Here is a 19,923-nt window from a genome sequence, read left to right on the forward strand (position 1 = left end):
TCGGGTGGCAAGACGGCTATCACGCTGAAATAATTGAAACCAATTGGTTCATAAAACAAAAAGTGAATTATATACACAACAATCCTGTAAAAGAGAAAGTAGTTAGCTCACTAGAGGATTATTATTTTAGTTCTGCTAGAAATTATGCGGGCTTAGACAATGATTTAGATGTTGTAATGTTGGACTTATTTTAGATTGTTGATGCACGGTGTGGGCACGGAATGCAATTCCGCGCGATCAATATCGAGAATGCTCGTCATATCCGAGCCATCGGGGTTGACTTTGATTGTGGGTACGGAATGCAATTCCGCGCTATCGTATGCAAAGTTGGAGAGACATTTCGCCAGCTGGAAATTTCAAAAAAAAAAAGCAACAATTTTACTTGTTGCTTTTTTGTTTTTAATTGTATTATTTGACTTTGATTGTAGGCACGGGATGCAATTCCGCGCTATCGGGGTATAATGTTCTATAAATCGTTAGCAGTTTCTTCATGCAAGCCATTTATAAATTCTTCAAAACTATTAGCTATTTTACGTAAAGGTTCATCATCTCCTAAACCAACTAAATCATAATAAATTACTCCTTCATCATTACTTCCAATTGAGACATAGAAAGGTCTACCTCCAGGATCAGTAGCAAATGGTATTAAATCATTTCTTCCTATGCCCTCATCTTCGTCTCGCACTGCTGGTAAAATTAACTCAACTGAAGCATTCCGATTTTTGAGTAATGGAAGAAATGAATTTATAATATAATCAACTTTATTATAGTATTTGTACTCTTTAGTTGATGCTCCATTATATTTCACAAAAAAATCTTTTAAATAATTCGGTAAAACAATATTGTTTGCTAGTTCAAAATACTCTATTTCATCTTTATTCACTGGAATAAATGAACTGTCAATTGTTAAATGTCTCATTATATATCATTTTGTTTATTAGTAACCACTTCCATTAAACGTTTTATATTGTGCTACACCACCCGAATGTCCCATTCCTACTACTTTTGTATGAGCTGACTGATCAACTAATTGTACAGAAACTTTACCAGTTATAGGATTAAAATCATCTAAATGATGCCAAGTAAATTGAACCTCTCCTAATTTAGGAGCTTTATATCCAAAGCTCGAAAATCCTGCTGCTTCATTGGCAGCTTTAAAGTCTTTTGCCATATCTCCAGTCATGGTAATTTCGACAACATTATTTTGTCCTGACTGTAGGGAATTTTTAGGATATAGGTATTTACCTCCTTTGGTAGTATAATCCGGAGCTAACATTCCTTTACTCAAATCAACATCAATATCTGTATTTGCAGTTGGTTTATATGATGGTGCATATTCCTTTACTACAACTTGTCCATTCTTATTGATTTCAATACTTAAAACTCTGTTTGAATTTGTTCCTCTTTCTGTTTGCACCAATAATCTCCCATTGGTATCAGTGGTAGTTTTTAATACTGCTTTACTTCCAATTGACGTTTCTAATTTCACGAAGATCTTCGCTTCTGCATTCGCACCAGTTAAAACAGTTCCTGCTTCATTAACAAAACTTAAACTTTTGCCACTTGTCCAAGCCTTTAATTCAGTTGCTCCTTGTTGTGTAAGCTTTGTAATTAAGCTATTTGGAACGAGACTCCCCGCCCCATTAACACCATCTCCAAGTCTTAAATATTCGACTCCTTCAGGAGCATTGCCTTTAGTATAATTACTACCTTTTGCTCCTTTAGTACCTCTGTTGTAAAGATAAAAATCTTTTTCAGAAAAAACATCACCGTTTTTATTTATTTCTACCCAACCATCACTGGCATAAAATGGTTTTTTTGTTTCAATTGAGAGGGCTATTGCTGCTGCTTCATCGTTACAGGACAATAATCTTGCTGTCTTGCCAGTAGGTGCATTGTCTAGGATGCTAATTATTTCTTTACTGCTTTTTTCTTGTACTACACCTTCAACAACTACATAAAATTTATTACCCTTTGCATGAATAATAATGTCTAAATAATTATCCGTGCTTTTAAAAGCAAATTTTGTGTAGTTTATGGTGTTTTTTATTCCAAGCTTGATGGCTGCAATATTTTTATATTTACCAATATCTTGTAGCGCTAATTTTAAAGAAGTAACAAATTCAGGCTTCAAAAATTTGCCTGTACTTTTAAGATACGATATGCTTCGCATTCTCTGCACAAGTCCGCCTAATGTTTTTGCAAGCTCTGGAGCGTTTACTAGTCCATCTACCATCATTATGCTGTTATAGACTAGATCCCATTTTTCATATAATTCTTTATTTCTTTGATATTGTTCAAAGGTGACATCATCCTTAGACATCATCATCAATTCGTCAAGAACCGCTGCTTCGCCACCTAATATAGCTATTGCAGCAACTACACTTGTCCCTCCTGATGGTACCGCAGCGACTATTGCACCTATTACCGCAGCACCATTACCAACATGGCGCCAAATACGGGCTTTTTTATGCTCTGCTATTGCTTTTTCTATACAAAATCCCCATATTGCTGGCATTACAATAACCTTGTCTTTCTGTAAGCCTAATTCGTTATTATCAATACCTATCAAGAAAATAGTAGCTTCAAATGGATCTGCTGTGGGATTATCATAAAGAGACGGAAAGGTCATATCATCAATCCCTTTGCCTTTAAAATATTCAGAGTATGACTCTTTAAGATTAATTGTTCCGTTTGAATTAAATGTTATTGGCAATTTGCTGAGTACTGTATATTGTGCATTCAACTGGTCTTTATCACTTGTGATAGACTCATTAGGTTTTAGCCCAATGATATACGGCATGAGAGAAGAAGGGTAACGGAGTGTTTCACCTAAAACTTCTAGCGCTCTTGTGGTATTAGCTACATTTGGATTTGCCATAAAGGCAATACTTACTTCGTCTATAAATGGATGTGTAACTTCGTCAAAGTCACATTCACCAAGCATTTTTATTAATAACGCGTAATTATTCTTTTTGACAATATTGATAATCTCTCTTTGAAAGTCATTATTTTCTACACCGGTACTTGTTAGTTGAGCAATGGCTCTTCCTACATCATATTGATCTCCTGCATTAAAAACATTTGAAACGAAGTTTTTAGTATCGCCTATTTCCCTGTTCATTGCCTCTAAAGCAGTTTTGCTTTTTGCGTCTTCTATATTTCCAAGATAGGGAAGCAAAGCATTAATCATAGACACTCTTTCGGATGTTTTTATTGCTTCTAGACATTCTTTTACGGCTCTATTTACTCTAAAAGCAATAGAACCAGGGTTGTCTATTTTTATTTCTGCAATTAGACTACAATCTATGGTGCCTCCGTTTACTGCTACTTCATTTAGCAATATTTTACTGCAATTACTGGCTGTTTTTGGTACTTCAGCAGGAAGAATTGTTAAAACAGGATTTAATAAATTAGGTTTTTTTCTTATAGCTAGATAGTAATTACAAGAGTTTGCAGCTTGTTGAATTAACAATCTATAGCTTTGTTCCTCAAAAATTTTACTAAAGGCATTAGTATAAGCAATATCAGAACCTTTTTCATAAAATGCTTCGGTAGTTTTTTTAGAATCAAACCCAAATTCATATTCTTTTCCATTTATGGTAAATGCATATAAAGTACCATTTGGATGACCTCCATTATTGATGTGATTAACGTTTATTATATCTGAATCCTTTTTACCATCATTTGTTTGAAACCTAAATGATTTATGATTTGGCATTATATAGTTAAATCCTTCTGCAATCTGAGCCCCCGCACTACTTCCTTGAGTAAACTGATACAACTGCAATCCTGGTGCGTGCGTGATTTCCCAATCATTATGATTGAGTGTAGTACCATCACCATAATCCATAAGTAGATCTGTGCTCCCTTTAGAAGTTCCATATTGTTTAAAAGGATGTTGTAGCCCAAATACACCATGACCCAACTCATGCGCGAGTGTTTTATTTCTACCATCAAATACAAAACCAAATTGTCGTTTCAAGGGCATAAACCCTGCATCCTTCTTTACTGTTCCTTCCTTAGTGTAGAGCATGTAGTAGGTATCAGTGGCGTACTCTGCGCCGAGCTCCGTTTTTAAAGCCATGGTTATGGCTTGTTGTTCAGCGGTGTAGGTGTTCAATAAGTCACTGTTGCCCGTTTCAATTGTATCTTCCCAAAATTGGTTTAAGAAAACGGGGATAGTATTGACATTAAACGTTATTCCTGTAGGTTCATAAATTTGATTTAGCGTACTGGCTGCATCTTCTGGTATTGCAGCTCCATTAACGCTTACTAAAGTTACATTAACTTTTTTATGGGTTAAATGCCATAAATTAAAAGTACCAGCTATGTCGTATTTAGGACTGTTTTTGCTATCCGTGGGTTTGACTGTGGTAGCAGCTGCTGGTTGTGCACTGCCGGTAGTATTTTGCTGTACAGCAGGTGTAGGTCTTACTGCCGCAATAACGGTTTCTTTGGCGTAGTCTAAAGTACGTTTTAGTTTTAAAATAGCTGTATTTTCGTTCCAATTACTTTTTATTAAAGTACCATTTTGGGTTTTGAATACGATATCATCTTTCGTTTTTCCGTTTTTAAAATCTACCGTGGCTATAATAACATCTGTGGAGTCTAGACTATTAGAAATGGCTTTGAAAGGAATGCTATACGTGCCACCGCTCTTTTGAGGAATTGATTTGTAGCTTTTGCTTAGTTTACCATTTTGTGTGGTAGGTGCTGTATCAAAAGCATATTTTCCGTCGCCTTTTGTGAAAACAACGCTCACATCTGTTGAAGAAATTTGTTTTACAACACCGCCTGCACCCATACCATTTGTGTTTGCAGCCGTAGGAACTCCGCCGGGCGCCAATTGTCCTGATGGTTTTATAGGTCCAGCTGGAGCATTGGCAGGAATTGTATATTGTGTACCATCTTTATCAGTAATAACAATATCATTAACTGTTTTATCTAGTACAGTAACTACTCCTGTGGTACTAGTAATTGTTATGGTGCCGTCTTGATTTTTTATAACGGTTTCAATGATAAAATCAATTTCATAATTGACTACGTTGCCCGCATCTCCAAAAACTTCGTTAAATGCAGGGTCAAGATCAATCATACTTTTCCACTCGGGGTCATAACTTGCTATAATGGAGCCCGATATGAGTTTAAAATCAGTGTTTACACCAATATCACTAAAGCTAACGGCGATGCGGGTATACTTTCCTATATTTGTGGAATAATCCGGTACCATTCCCGCTAGAGCATTAGCCTTGTCACTTACTAATGCTGCAGTGCTTTTAATTTGATCTGTAACCGCTTTCGTGGGGTCATTTATTGTTTGACCCGTTATGTGTTCTACTTTAGTTACTACATTATTAACTTGGGTTGCACCGTGGTTTGCAAGTGCAGTAGCTACTGTGGCAGCATCTGTTACGATACCTGCAGCTTTTTTTGGAATTTCTCCAAGGTTATCTGCAGCGTCAATTAGTTTTCTATATCTTTCTAAGAGCGGTAGTGTTACATAGCCCTCACCGCTAAATCTGCCGTTACCACCTGTGGCTTCAATCACTACAATAGGGAAATCACCCGCTTTGATCACATCATTTGGGACCAAATTGTCTAACGGACTTAGGTTACTTAAATCAACTGGATCTGGTATAATACCGCAGGTTACAAGGGCAATTTCGTCTTGAGCCAAGGTGGTAAATTCTTGTATGCTGCTGTGTATGTATTTCCCTTTTTCGCAAGAGGCTCCTACGGTATATTCATAGGTGGTGTTTGGTTTTAAATTGGCTAAAGTGGCATACTCGCGCGGGGTTTCAAGAGGATACCATTGTGAGTCGGCATTTTTTTCGCGGTAGTTTACTTGGTAATCAAAATTATCAAGGGCGCCGCTCCACGTTATTTTGGCTTGGTCTTGGCTTACACCTTCAGTGGATATTAGTAAAGGTGGCGTGCAATATACTTCATACGTAAAAGCAAAGATTTCGCTATAACCATTGTTCTTGAATACTCCAATCTCTTCGGCGCCCACAAGCGCTTTGGCTTTTATGCGCCATGCGTAGCGTTTACCGATAATCAATTGCGGTTCTGCCACACCATATTGCAGCGTGGTAGCTTTAGTGGTGGTGGTATAAATAGGTTTAGAGTAAGCAAAAGCGTTTTGAACTGGAGTGTATTGATCCCAAATTTCAATCAAATCAAACTGATATTCTACATTGCTCACATTGATTTGTCTAGGTGTCCAGCTAAAAAGAATGTTTTGGATGTTTTGCTGAATGATGCTAACTTGGTTCAAAGGCAAATTGAGTAACGGTGACTCGTTCTGGAAAATAATAACCGTTACAGTACTTTTTCTGGATAGTTTTTGTCCGGTAGCTACATCATACACTTCTACCGCTAAGGTATAAATACCCTCGGGCATAGCTTGTGCATATTGATTTGGTGTTATCCCCACTATGTTTTGAAACTCAAAATAGGGCGCTAAGTTCACATTGGTCAATTGCAATGGTACACCACCTTCTAGGAAAAGTGGTTGGGCACCTACCACAAAGTCATTATTCATAAATGAGATTCCGTTGCCTTGCCAATAGCATTTTAAGCGTACTTGTCTTCGTGCAATTGTTAAGTCGTTCAGCACAATTTGCATTTTTATGGGGCTATTGCTGGTGGTAGCATCAGCATAATTGCTCCAATAAATTGGCGAAGGTTGATTGATCTGGGTGCTTATAGTAACTGGAAAGGTTTGTGAAAAGCCCGTAATTCCTACTAGCAAAAGTAAAAAGATAAAAAAGCAGGTGTATTTTTTTAGCATTTTATTGGTGTATTGGTTGTCTATGCAGGGTTTGTTTTCAGTACGTGAGATGTAATTTTTTTTGCCCATTTTATTTCTGAAGGTATTTAATGTTAACATCATCATTACTTGTATTTTTTGAAGCTAAATCATGGTAAAAAGGAATTAGTTTCATTTCAATGGCACTTATGATTTCTTCGGATGTTTTTTTATTTTTTATCAATTCAAGTGTACTATCTATTATTTGAGAACTAAAAACTGAGACATACTTGTTTTCTTGAATAGCATTAGGTTTTGTTTTTGCGGCCAATGAAATTTCGTTGTACATCCAGCGGTGTCTTACTAATTTGTTTTTATTTTGTTCACTTTTTTTAAGCAGTACTACATAAGATTTATACCCGTTTTTATTGCTTATTTCTTCCTCTTTTTTGTCGTGAAATGGGTGCATGTTTATTCGACCCACTAGAGACAGGTATTCTTTTTCAAGGCTTTCATCCTTGTTTTTCATATCGTTTTCCAGCTTTGTATACGCTTGCATTAAGTACTCCTCATACTTAACACTGTTTTTAGTGCTCATATCTTGCGCCATTAAATAATCTAAGACTTTGTTTTTAAACTCTTTATCCGTCTCAGCTTGATTTATAGCTGAGAATAATTGTTTTAAATTAGATTGGTCCGCATTAGATAAAAGAGCTGTATCGGGCTGTTTAGTAGCCAATTGCTCTGTAATTTCGGATCTATTGCCTTGATACGTTTGGCCTTTATAAAGAATCCTTATAGCTGGCTTAGCAGAAACACTGTCTTTTTGCTCTTTCGTTTCGGCTGTTTTAGTAGGTTTCAGTTTAATTTTATCAAAAGAATAGGAATAAGATAATGTGGCCGTAATATCTTTGTTTTGAGCTGTTTTAGTATTGTTAAACAGGGAAATAGCATTGAAACTAAAATTGTGTTTTTCTTTATAAATATAAGATCCATTGAGTCTAAAATTAAAGACGTCATTTTGTTTCATGCCATTATTACTGCTTGTATTGTAGCTTATTGCGGCCGATGTATTTAGTTTTTTATCAAAAAAAAGTTTGTTTGCTGCAAGTGTTGGTCCTAGTATCAAGCTTCTACCATTATCTGTTATTCCTAGTGTATTATTTACAGATGCAGTAAGATTTAAAGCCCTTTGAGGGAGTCCCACTAAATAGGAAATAGCGTTATTGTAATACGTTGTTGCGCCACCAGCAATGGTTTTTCCTTGTTGTTGATTTATGGCGTCTTGCATGCTAAAATTAGCATTAAAGGTGTGTTTAATTTTCTTTGTATTTTTTAATAAATAATTTACAGACAATGAGGCGCTTTTATTGACTTGTCGAAAATTAAGGGTATCGAGGTTCTCAAAGTTGGAAGTTTGATTAATAAAGTCAAATTGATTGCGACTATTAGTAAAAGACTGAAAATTGGAGTAATTAGCGTTTAAGTTTAATTTCTGATTTACCTTAACATCAGCAGTCACAGATGATACCAATCGTTTCATCTGACTTTGTTTTTGTTTGTCTAAATTGTCTTTTTGTAACCCAAAATTCATGGCAAGGTTTACTTTGTTTTTTAATACGGTTTGTGTAGCATTTACAGTTATGTTTTCTAAATCATTGTTAAAAAAATAACCTCCTAGGGTTCTGTAATTTGGATCGATACGCTCATATCCTAACCCTAAGGTTCCGTTACCAGCTGGGTAGGCTAGTTGTCCTCTAAAAGCATTATAATTTGCGGTTGTTGAATTAGGGTTTAAAAATAATGAGGCATTAATTTTTCTTGTAGCTCCTGTTTTTTCTCTGATGTCTTCGGTGACACTACTGGTGGCAACTTCAGTAGTAATTTGTACTTTTTTAAGGAGTTTAAATGCTGTTTCTAAACTTATGGCTGTGTTCTCTTTTGGTGTAACTCCTAATTCAAATGGAAACAATGGATTAATGGAATTAACTTGGTCTTTTGCTTTAAAAAATGTAAATCCAATGTTTACTTTTTCTAAAGCATATTGCGTTTTAAATCCGTAACCAAATCTTTTGTAGGTAGGAAGTAGATCCGGGAGGTTGCTGTTGTACTCATTGCTTCGTAATAATCGTCCGTACATGGCACTGATTTTGAACTTTCCTTGTGGGGTCAAATCAACACCAAACCCTGTGAACTGATGTCCACTTAAAGTATACGGAGAAAAACTCATACTGGCATCTCCTATATGTGCCGTAATCCATTTATATGATGGATGAATGCTTAATCGATTCATTAGCACAGGTTTCCCATACCCTAATTTTTGATTGGTATACGAGAAAGAAAACGGCAAATTGTATAAGCCCGCAATATTTAGATTGATATTACCATTTAGAAAATAATTAAAGGGATCACGGGTAGCACTACCAGCGTAAAAAATACTACTTGCTGATGCTCCTCCGCTTACGTTTATTAATTTGCTTTTACCTACTTGCTCAATATTAAAGTTTTGACCAAAACTTACTGCGCTTTTCAAAAAAAGTAGTACTATTATAATTCGATTCAAGTTCATTATTTTATTCGGTAAGACTTTAATAAATAAGGTCTTTTTATTATTTATAAATTTCGTAGGCTATTGAATAATTATTTTTCTCAATTTACTTCCCTGCTGAGATTCAATAAGAATGAAATAGACTCCTGGTATCATGCCATTCAAATTAAAATCAAAAATATACGTTTGTTTGCCGGTTTCTGATTTTGAAGCAATAATGCTATTGTTTATTAAACTGAATATTTTAACAGTAGCTGGCATTACTTTATCTAAGGTTACATCAACTGTAAAAATACCATTCGATGGGTTTGGATAGATTTTCAAATCAAAATTTTTCATAGTATCCGTGCTTTCTGGATCTTTGTATTCTCCGTCTATTATAAGTACATTCTTAGTTTGAAAAGCAGTACAATTTCCTTTTTTGCTCGTCATGGTTATTTGGTATTCTCCCGTTTTTGGAAAGCTTATTTCAGCGAAGTCTTTATTCTTTGTTTTGACTATTGCTTCCGCTGGTAAAATCCATTCTATACTGTCTGGTCGGGGATTACTGATATCAATAATAGTAAAAATCTCATTTGTAAACACTTGTGACGACATAGCAAATTCAGCGCTAATAGGAGTATTTTGGCTACTAATTGTAATGATATCTACAGCTTTACAACCTAATTTATTGGTGATTGTTAGGGTATAATTTGCAGGTTCTTTTAAGGTTACAATAGGTTTATTACTAGTGAATCCTTTATCTGATTGCCAAAAATACGTGGCTTTATCATCATTAATAGTAGCATTAATTGTCAAGGTTTGATCGAGACACAACGTCACATCTTCACCAAGATTTAACAGGTCCTTTGGAGGATTTTCAATTTTATACTCTTCTTTAATAACACATCCTTTTACATCCGTAATTGTTACAGAATAAGTACCTGCCTTTGCATTACTCAATTGGCTTGATTGTGCTCCTGTACTCCATATATAGGTGTATGGGCCCTTTCCTCCTGCCGTTGTCAATACAATGGTAGCATCATCTCCTTCAAAGCAGGTCGGTTTTTTTATTTGAGCTGCTGTTGTAATTGGCTGTGGAGCGGTAATCGTAATCTCATTGGTTACACGACAGCCATTTTTATCAGTAATAACAACACTATACTTCCCTGGCGGTACATTTTGTATGCTCGGGGTTTTATCTCCAGTGTTCCAGCTGTAATTGTATGCAGTTGTCCCGCCTGTTGGAGCCGTTGTAATGGTCCAGTCGTTAGCATCCCCGCACAACGTATAATCAGCAGATAATGTGTTTTTTAAAATATCTGGTTCCGTCATGGTTATACTTTTACTGGTCGCTTTATTGCCGTTAGAATCCGTTACAATCACATAATACGACCCTTTCCCGATGTTATTCAGAATAGTAGTTGTGGCTAATGCTGTTGCATTTCCGTCTGCAAACCATTGGTAGGTATAGTTTTCACCTGGTTTCAAGAACCCTCCTAAAGTGTTAGGTCTTAGACTTCCGTTGGCATCACCATTGCACAAAATGATATTTTGAACTGCCGCTGAGGTAATTAAAAGCGCAGGTTCTGTTACTTCGATTAGTAGGGAAGTAAGCTTACATCCTTTTGCGTCTGTCACATTTACAAAATACTTTCCTGCTGCAAGATTGTTGGCTGTAGCAGTATTGTCAATAGTTGTTGTTGAACCGTTTTTGTACCATTGGTAGCCATAGTTACCGTTTCCACCACTAGCTTCAACAGTAATAGAACCGTTAGCTAAACCAAATCCTGAAGCAGCTGTAACAATTGTTTTTGAATTGACTAAACTTATTGGAGCTAAGGGCTGCGCTATGCTAACCTCTAAATTTGGTACATTGCTGCATAAAATTCCATTTTTGTCTTTTATTTGAAAAGTGTACTTTCCAGCTTTAAGCCCTTCTTGAATTGTACTGTTTTTAGAAGTAAAAGAGATCCAATTCCCATAACTATCGTTTTCTGGTTTGAAACGATATTCAAAAGTATTGCTTCCTCCTGACGCTTTTAATGTTACACTTCCATTTTCTTCGCCAATACAGTTCACATCAACAACTGTATTACTTGTAAGAATCAATTCTGGTTCTGTGATTGTTACTGATGTACTGGTAGCTGTATTTCCGTTTTTGTCTATCACTTTTAAATAATAATTTCCAGCACCTACAAAAGGTGACGTAGGATTAGTCCCTATCATAAAATTGGAACTATCATACCATTCAAAGTTATAATTTGGCACACCTCCAGCAACAGTTGCTGTTAATTGGATACTTTTATCGCCATAACAATAAATTACTTGGTTTATTGGATTAATAAGAGTAGTAAGTTTTTCTGGTTGTGAAATCGTTATTAATTCTGACGTAATACTACAATTTTTTGAATCGGTGATTTCAACATAATATTTACCAGCTACTAGATTTATTGCTGAACTAGTTGATTGGTTGATGTCAATTTTATTTTCATTAAACCATTTATACACATAGTTTCCGTTACCACCATCTATAACCACAGCAATACTTCCGTTGCTTAGTCCAAAACCAGAAGTACTATTTGTATTTATTTTAGAAATGGTTAAGATAGAGGGTTGTTCTATCTTGGCTAGAGCTGTTGTTATTGCATTACATCCCTTAGAGTCTTTAACATATATTGTATAATCTCCCGTTGGAAGATTATTAATAATTGCGGTAGAACTTGCAGAGAACGCAGTCCAATTAGTAGTATTTAAACTATACAAATAGGAGCCGCTACCACCCGTAACGTTTATAGAAATAGTACCATCATTAGCTCCGTTACAAGTGGAATTAGTCTTCAAAACACTTTTAATTTCAACTACATCAGGTTGAGTAATAGTGATCGTATTACTTATCACTTCTAATTTAGCCGTATCTATACAACTAAACTTATACTCACCCGGGCCATAATTAGTTAAAGTTGTTCCGTTTTCTAGTGGTATAATTTCATTGTTTTTATACCATGTATAGGTTTTAATTCCTAGACCGCCTGTTACGAGTGCTTCAATATTTGCTCCCTCACCATTGCATATGATTTGCTTGGTTTGCTGAATTGAAGCTGCTAATACATTATTAGTTAAATCAATAATTTCTGTTTTAGTACATCCTGTATTATCAGTGACACTTACAGTATAAATATCTGTTGGTAATTGATTGATCAATAGAGATTTGTCCGAGACTACTTTTTCTAAAAGTGTATTTCCACTACTATTTTTAATACTGTATTTGTAATCATTTTGTCCACCTTTCATTACCACATTAATCGACCAGTTTGTTTCTGGTAAAATTGGTTTAGTTAATGTGAATTTTTCTTTATCAAAACCAAAATCTTCCGGTTCTGTAATTGTAAATGTGTTACTTTGAACACAATCATTACTATCTGTTACAGTTAAGGTGTAGGTTCCTGCTAATAAGTTTTCAATAGCTGAATCATTAACTTGAGATGAGGTGTTTTTATTTACGTTTAATAAAGTGTATTTGTAATTTGGTGTACCTCCACTTGTTTCAAAAATAATACTACCGTCGGCTTCGTTAGGACAGGTGGCATTATTCTTTTTGATTTCAACTAACGTTAGTGCCTTGTTAGGTTGTTCAATAACTACAGGTATTAAATCATTTAAATTTGAAGGAGTAGTATTTAAATTAAAATCAGTTACTTGAATGTAATAGGTGCCAGCAAATTTAGTGTCAAATTTTGCTTCTAAAGCTTTTTGGCTTTCTAATACATTTTTATTCCTATCAAAAAGGGTATAGGTATAAAAACCATTGTTGTCTTTTACACCACCTGTGGCTATGGCATTAATACTACCGTTTTGTTCACCAAAACATAAAACTTTAGTTATTAGAACTTTAAATTCTAAAAGTTTTGGTTCATTAATGGTGAAAGTTTTTTCAATAGAACAAATAAGATTTGCATCTGTTATGATTACTTTGTATGCACCCGGAGCTAAGTTACTAGGATTGTTATTGCTCTGATTATTTATAACGGTACCATTAAAAAACCATTGGTATTGATAAGTTGGTGTTCCTCCGCTAGGATTTACTTCAATTTTTCCATTGTTAATTTGATAACCTGTAGCATCTGTAGAAGTAAATGACTCAATTGCTAATTCATCTGTAGGTTCAGAGATTGATGTAGTTGCAACATTAACGCAATAAGCCGTTAAATTAGAATTATAGTTGCTATCTCTTATTTCAAGTGTGTAATTACCTTTAGAAAGGCTTTCAATTTTTGATGTATTACTTCCTATACTTGCAGTTTCTTTTTTCCAAATATAAGTATAAGGACCTGTGCCGCCAATTACAACTGCTTCTAGTGATCCGTCATTTCCATTATAACAAGAAACATTTTTTTGAATTAAGTTTACTACTATGGGAGCAGGTTGCTTAAAAGTAACAGGTATAGTATTTGAAATTATTCCAGCCACATCTGTAGCGGTTAGCTCATACTCCCCGTCTGCTATATTTTCAAACTTAGCTTTAGTTCCAACAATAGATTCAGTAATTCCTGTTGTTCTATTTTTTAATTTATACGTGTATGTTTTTTCAGATTGCTTTTGCTCAAATGTTGCTCCACCTGTGGCAGTTGCATCTAGAGATCCCGTTAATCCATTGCATTTTGCTTGTAGATGCGTTTCACTTACTATAGGTTTTGTTGGTTGTAAGACAGTAAATGTTTTAGGCAATTCGCAACCCTTAGCATCAGTAATCACTACAGAATACTCACCCGCAGCAATGTTACTTAGGGTTGGACTATTAGTGCCAATTGTACTACCAGCATTATTTTTCCATACATAGTTGTAAGTTGGTGTGCTTCCATTTCCTGGGTCTATAGGTGTACCGCCGTCTACGCTAATTTCTATTTTTCCTGTAGCGAGACCAAAACCTGTGGTTGGAATACTTATTTCACTTGCAATAAAAAGAGCTTTTTCGGGTGCTGAAATTTCAATAGTTTGTTGGGCAGTTTGGCAACCATTTGCATCCGTCACTTTTACAATATAGCTGCCTTTTGCTAATCCAGAAATAATTCCGTTTTTAGTATCAATTGTTCCACCACTGCTAGTAATTGAGTATGGATTATTAGGATCGGTACTTTTTGTCCCTCCTGTTATTATAAGTTGAATGCTTCCATCAGAACCACCAAAGCAAGAAACGGGGGTTGGTGTTGTTGTAAAAGAAAGTTTTTTGGGCTCATCAATAAGCAAATTGTCTAAAATAGCAATACAGCTAGATGGTTTTATTGGATCATAATTAGCATCACGAACTTCAACAGAATATTTCCCTACCAAAAGATTACTTTGTTTTGGTGCATTGGTTCCTATGGGTTCATATATAGTTGTAGCACTATTGTATTTTTTCCAAATGTAAGTATAGGGAGAGCCAGTCGTAAATGCAGTTCCTCCTGAGACAGCAACGCTTAATATACCATCATTATCGCCATAACAATTCAGTAGTTTCTTTACACCGATTACTTTTTCTTCTATAATTACAATTGGTTTAGGTTCTGTAAGTTCCGTATAACCGATTGTTATAATACTTCCATTGCCATATTTAGTGTTTACATCCGTCGAAACATTTTGTTTTGAATCTTTTGCCACTACTTTATATTGACCCACTTCTAATCCATTGAAATTGGCGGTGTTTCCAACAATTGTTTGTTTTGATACATTGTTATGAAATAGTTCATAAGTGTATATTCTTTCATTTTGTTGCTGTGCTATCTCGGCACCACCCGTAGCAACCGCTGCAATCGAACCTAATTCAGCATTACATTGGGTATTGTTAGCAACAACATCCAGTTTTAAAATGGTTGGTTCTTTTATTTCAAAAGGAATTGGTGCTAAGGAACAACCCACTCCATCACTGTTTTTATCAGTAACTATTAGTGTATATTTACCAGCAGGTTTGTCTTTAATTTGGTTAGTTGTTTCAGAGGAAAGCAATTTACTGTTATCTACGGTACTTCCTTCATACCATTGATAAAAATAATTTCCCCATCCACCAATGTTTTTCGCAGTAATACTCCCATTAGTAAGCGCATACCCACTAACGTTTGTAATTACTGCGGCACTAAAACTAAATTGATCGTTTGGTTCCTTAATCTCAATTTCTTGTACTACAGTTGAACAATTATTATCGTCAAAAACCGATACCCTCCAAATGCCAGCTGAAAGCCCAGTTATTTTTTGATTGGGAATATCAATTAATGGTTTAGGACTAGAAACAATTGGTTCGCATGAAATTGTATAAATGGGTTTATTATTACTATCCGTTTGAAACGTTCCCCCACTGATATTTAATTGTATCGTTCCATCATTTGAATTTTTACAACTTACTTCAGTTTTTTTGGATTTGAATTTTAATTCAGTTGGCTCGCTAATGATAATGTTCTCTATTCCTTGGGAGCAATTATTAGTATTATTTAATTCAGTAGAGGTATAGACCTTGACAGAATAGTTTCCAGCACTAAGATTTGTTGGGTTTAAGTCATTATTCACGGTTATAGGGGCATTGTTTTTTTCCCATTTAAAGGTATAGTTTCCTATGCCACCGTTAGCACTAATTTTTATAGAACCATTGGTATCACCATTACATTGTAGGTTCTTAAAGCTACCTAACTCCTCTTTTACTACAATAGGACTTGCGGAGTCAACTGTAACATCAAATGGTGTCTCGCAAAATCCATCTGTAACTTTTACTTCATACGCTCCTTTTGTCAAGCCTGAAAGTGTTGAACTACTTGCTACAGTAGTAATATTACTCTTTAATTCCGCAAGGGGTTCCGTTTTTTTATACCATTTAAACGAATATTTCTTGTTTGAATTGTAGTTTGTAATTGCTAGAGAGGCGGATCCGTCACTACCATCAAAGCATGTTACATTAGTTGCTGCTGTATTTGCCGTTATAATAGGATTAGAAGATTCGGGTAGGTTGATTGTAGTCGATGCTGTATTATTTGAATCTGTTACTACAACTTTATAGTTACCTGCTTTTATGTTGTTTAAAGAATTGTTTTTTGAAAGTTCATCTCCCACCACTTGATCACCAATCAGCTTATACCAAGCATAGTTGATCGTTCCTTCACCACCTGAGGCTGCAGCAGTAAGGTTTGTTGTGCCCCCTTGACAGCTTATTGGCTGAGGTGTCGCAATTTTTACATTTAATGCTTTTAATATAATTTCATTACTGTTAACGAGACATCCTTCTGCTGTATCAACGCCTTTATCGATAACACTTACTTGGTAAGTACCATCGCCTAAGCCAAATACCCTACCTAATACGTCTCGTGTTGGTTGAGGATTCATTAGTTGTCCATCTTTTTTCCAAGAATAGGAAGAGTAGTTCCCGTAGCCACCACTTACCGCTAACTGCAAAATACCGTCATTATTGCCAGGTGACGGTTGTCTAGCTTTTGTTAGGGAAACGTTTACACCTTGGGGGGGTGTTTTAATTATAATTTCATTTTCAATGCGTAAACCATTGTTCTTATCACTTTCTATATTTCCAGTCGCTTGTTTATCAATAATGATGTATTCATAGGTTCCGGCTTGTAAACCTGTTCTTTCGGAATCAGTAAGGGTTGTATTGTTCCATTGTATAGTATTAGTTCCGCTACCGCCTTTAATGGTAAGAGTAATACTTCCGTTATTGCCACCAAAGCATTTTATGTTGCTTTGAACAACACTAACATTTAACTTATCATAAATAACAAAGGAATCACTTACACCTACTGTGCAGGTGGCATCTTTTATTGTTGCTCTATAAGTTCCATTAGGAAGGTTTGAAAGAATGACATTTCCATTGGCATCAATTGAAATGGTTGCGCTATTTGGCAATGGATTCTCCCAAGTTAAAGTATATGGAGTATCACCGCTTATTTTATTCCCACCACTGATGGAGAAACTAATTTTTCCGTTAGGTGGAGATGAATTCGAGTTGTTTTCGGTTATTTTATTATTGATGGTAATAGTAGCAGGATTTGTAAAAGTTACAGTTCTTGCACCATCTACAGCTATTTCTGTTACAGTTGCTTGTGTTTGTGTTTGTGAATATCCCCAAAAGTTAATCAAAAACAATAGTAGTAGGAGTAAATATTTTTTCATAATAGGTGTTTAGTAGAGGATTATTTTTCAGTACAGAATTTTGAATCAGTGACTTTTATGTTATATACACTTTTTGGATTTAGTAGTGGTATTGAAACTTGATTTGATTGCTCATCTGATGGGTTGAATTGTATTCTTTTAATTTTTGTTTCCCCATTAATTAATTCTGTAGTGCCTTCTAAGTCATCATAAAAATAGGGTGGGCTACCGCCAATAGTCTCTATAATTAAATTAGTCGCTCCATTATTACATAAAGGATTATTGGCTGATACTGTGAATTCTAATTTAGTTGGAGATGATATTGTAAAATTTTTTTGTTCTGGGTCACTTATGAGCTCGGAGTTTCCTATAATCTTTTTGGTTTGATACGCAAGAATATACTTTTCAGCATCTAAATTATTCCAAGTATAGGTTGTTGGAGTAGTCATCGAATCTTTAGGAATTCTTTTATTCCCATTTAAGACAGCACGACCATTTTCAAACATAAGAGTCATTTCATATTGCTCTTCATTTTGAAGTTCTCTCTCAAATGTGAAGGTAACAGATCCATCTTTCGAATAGGTGCAGCTAGTAAAATTGGGAGAAGATGTTGAGATAATTTTCGGAGCTTTTCTAGTAACATTGTATGAAATAATATTTGAATACACGTTTTCTTCGGTAATAGACGGATCCGAATCAATGACTACTCTAAAGTCTACAAAACCAGAGTAATCTAATGGGATAAAATTTGCAGTTATAAATTCAAATTCTTCATTAAAAGAAGTGCTGATATTCATTTTTTTAAATTGACCTCCATTAAGTTTGTACTCCCAATCAAACCTTTGTGTTCCAGTACAACCTGTTGCTTTTAATTTGATTTTATCCGTTAACACGTTATTTACTCCTGGAGAAGTAAGTACTTGGTTACTAATTAATTCGAAATAGGGTCTTAGATTTGAAGCACCATAGCCAATGGTGGTTTCGCAATCTTTTGTTATTGTTACAACAAGAGAAGCCAACAACTCATATATGTCTGTTTGATTATAATCAGTGTAAGTCTCATAATCTAGTGTATATGAGCTTGGTTTTTTATCGAAAATTAAATATGGACCAACTTCTTGTATTGGACACAACCAAATACCATCGTCTGAACTTATATTATAACTGAAACTTGTTGTAGCTCCCCCATAATAGGGTGTTGGCAGACTATAATTGCTGCATCCCCCATAGTTAGTTTTCATTATATATAAAACCTGCGCTGAGGAGCTGGTAGTTGTTATTAAAACTAATAAAATAAATAGTATTTTTCTTTTCATAAACATATTAATTAGTATCAATACAGTTATTGGCATCAGTAACTTTTATTTTATGTCCAAGTTCATTGGCTGCGAGTCCGTCTATTCTATATAGGGATAGGGTATCGCTTATTTTTACGGTATTCGCGGGTTTGCCATTTAACTCAAAATTCTTTGGGATGCCGCTGGTTATTAAGACTTCAACACTACCATCTTTTGCTCCAAAACAACTTGGATTTTTTGGGTTTTGAAGCTCAAAAGTTAGTGGAGTAGCGGGATTAATGGTGAATGAATCGGATTCAACAGGATCTCCAATTGGTGTTATTTGATATTTTATTTTATAAGTACCGGCATCTAAATTTTCAGGCCAATTGTAGAGTAAAGTAGTGCTATCATAGGTTTGATCATTTTTATCTTTAATTATTGAATATCCACTAGTAAATAGTTTCAATAAATTAATGTTTAATTTTTCATAGTTTTCTAATTTCCTTTCAAATAAAATTGACATGGTACCATCATTGCGATAGCTACATGTTATATCTGATTTTCTTAATTCTTGTATTTTTGGAGAACAATTGGTAAATGAATACGAAAGTATGTTTGAGTTTGTACAGTTACTAATTCTAAAATGAACAGTTTGACCAATTGCAAGATTTGGAATTTCACTTAATCCTATTTCTAGCGTATTTTTGCCATAAAAATTTGATAAGTTTATCCATCCACTTGAATTAATGTTATATTGCCAATTATAGAATTCTAAATTGTAAGTATCAGGACTACTTATTATTATTTTATTGCATGCGCTTACAAGCTGGCTTGTAGGGGTAATTGCTGTTAAACTGTAATTAGGTACTAAATCAAACGAAATGGTAACAACTTCATCACTATTTGTTCTTAGTGTAATTTCTTGAATTGATTTACAATTAGAATTATTTCTATAGCTAATTAGGTATTCATCTGAAATGAAATTTCCATCTCTGAAACGAATTGAGTTGGGTTTCTGTTGTAAATAAGTAGTATTATTTGAAGGATTTGCTCGTCCACATTTTGCTGACTCAAGAGTCGTGAACGTGTTTTCTTCTTTAACTCCTATTTCTAAAACCAAATTTGAATTTATTGAACAATTATCATTGACAAATCCACTTTGAGAATAAGTCAATTTATATTGTGAAAACATAATATAGTTTGTCAAAAGCATCAATAATAAGGTGATTTTTTTCATA

The 19,923-nt window shown here is 34.8% G+C and carries 6 protein-coding genes and 1 pseudogene; 1 reads left to right on the plus strand and 6 read right to left on the minus strand.

Annotated elements, in window-relative coordinates; genetic code table 11:
• Positions 1-194 (plus strand): annotated as a pseudogene (locus ACNQGB_RS15525) (REP-associated tyrosine transposase); the annotation flags it as partial.
• 272 nt (positions 195-466) lie between these two features.
• Here the strand turns inward: ACNQGB_RS15525 and ACNQGB_RS15530 are convergent.
• The 6 genes from ACNQGB_RS15530 to ACNQGB_RS15555 all read right to left on the minus strand — a co-directional run bounded on the left by ACNQGB_RS15530 (position 467) and on the right by ACNQGB_RS15555 (position 19,922).
• On the minus strand, positions 467-919 hold the full coding sequence (locus tag ACNQGB_RS15530; protein ID WP_417946039.1) for an SMI1/KNR4 family protein: 453 nt from the start codon (positions 917-919) through the stop codon (positions 467-469).
• Positions 920-937: 18 nt separating this feature from the next.
• Complete coding sequence (locus tag ACNQGB_RS15535; RefSeq protein ID WP_417946037.1) at positions 938-6,901, minus strand: HNH endonuclease; 5,964 nt, start codon at positions 6,899-6,901, stop codon at positions 938-940.
• Positions 6,867-9,287, minus strand: coding sequence for a TonB-dependent receptor (locus tag ACNQGB_RS15540; RefSeq protein WP_417946035.1), 2,421 nt, complete (start codon positions 9,285-9,287; stop codon positions 6,867-6,869). Before ACNQGB_RS15540 ends, ACNQGB_RS15535 begins: the two co-directional genes overlap by 35 nt.
• 96 nt (positions 9,288-9,383) lie before the next feature.
• Positions 9,384-17,426, minus strand: coding sequence for a T9SS type A sorting domain-containing protein (locus ACNQGB_RS15545; protein WP_417946033.1), 8,043 nt, complete (start codon positions 17,424-17,426; stop codon positions 9,384-9,386).
• Positions 17,427-17,446: 20 nt separating this feature from the next.
• The gene (locus tag ACNQGB_RS15550; protein WP_472777137.1) at positions 17,447-18,646 is read right to left on the minus strand and encodes a hypothetical protein; all 1,200 of its coding nucleotides are present in this window, start codon (positions 18,644-18,646) and stop codon (positions 17,447-17,449) included.
• Positions 18,647-18,728: 82 nt separating this feature from the next.
• Positions 18,729-19,922: a hypothetical protein gene (locus tag ACNQGB_RS15555; RefSeq protein ID WP_417946029.1), complete on the minus strand. Its 1,194-nt coding sequence runs from the start codon at positions 19,920-19,922 to the stop codon at positions 18,729-18,731.
• Position 19,923 lies beyond the last annotated feature (1 nt).

It is taken from the genome of Flavobacterium frigidum, assembly GCF_048286795.2.

Coding starts and splice junctions, on each gene's coding strand:
- ACNQGB_RS15530 (WP_417946039.1), bottom strand. CDS start 919: ATGAGACATTTAACAATTGACAGTTCATTTATTCCAGTGAATAAAGAT.
- ACNQGB_RS15535 (WP_417946037.1), bottom strand. CDS start 6,901: ATGATGATGTTAACATTAAATACCTTCAGAAATAAAATGGGCAAAAAA.
- ACNQGB_RS15545 (WP_417946033.1), bottom strand. CDS start 17,426: ATGAAAAAATATTTACTCCTACTACTATTGTTTTTGATTAACTTTTGG.
- ACNQGB_RS15550 (WP_472777137.1), bottom strand. CDS start 18,646: ATGAAAACTAACTATGGGGGATGCAGCAATTATAGTCTGCCAACACCC.
- ACNQGB_RS15555 (WP_417946029.1), bottom strand. CDS start 19,922: ATGAAAAAAATCACCTTATTATTGATGCTTTTGACAAACTATATTATG.